This is a genomic window from Treponema sp. R6D11, from assembly GCF_054786075.1.
The window spans coordinates 1-669 of sequence record NZ_BDHD01000637.1 but is presented as its reverse complement, the minus strand read 5'-3'; the positions used below and the strand labels follow the sequence as shown (position 1 = coordinate 669).

The window sequence follows — 669 nt, the reverse complement described above, 5'->3', positions numbered from 1 at the left end:
ATATAGAAATAACCTTTGTTGCCCCAGCCTGTTCCCCAAGAGTTTAGTGCGATATATGCGCCGTTGTTTGAAGGTTTTTTGCCGGTGTGGCTTTTGAAATTTACTTTATCGAAATTATCGTCCCAGCCTACTATGCTGATTGCGTGAAGACCTCTTGATGGTTCGCCTTCGACGCTGAAAAAGGCATTTGCTTTTGGCATATAGTCTGGACAATCGATAACAGCATATAGAGAACCGTTATTTATGATATGGTTCTTGACAGCTTTGCGGAATTTTGAGATTTCTTCTGGTGTGTTAGCATCGTACCACTCTGATGATTCCTTTATTATTGTAGGGAAGTTGACTGTGCTGGTTACGTTATCGACAGATGGGAGTTTATTAAATTCCATGTATTCGTTAAAATCATAATCTCTATATTCCAGTGCAGAATCTGTTGCTCCGGTGATTTTTGAATAGTCTTCAAACACATTGAAATAGCCACCTTCGTGTAGCTCTCGCCAACCATACATTTGGTTAGAGGTTATGTAGTCAAGGTGGATTTCGCTTAGGTCGTAACTTGGTTTATAGAAAACAATTCCGCCCAAGAAGTTTTAACCGACGCGCGCAATATATATATAGAAGAAAAAAGCCCCGCCCAAATGCTTGAAAAACTAAATAAAAAATACCCAA

The 669-nt window shown here is 39.5% G+C and carries 1 protein-coding gene; it reads right to left on the bottom strand.

What is annotated here, in order from left to right; genetic code table 11:
- On the bottom strand, window positions 1-509 hold a 509-nt coding region (locus ACYVTD_RS15200; RefSeq protein WP_461248548.1), incomplete at its 3' end, for a C1 family peptidase.
- Window positions 510-669 lie beyond the last annotated feature (160 nt).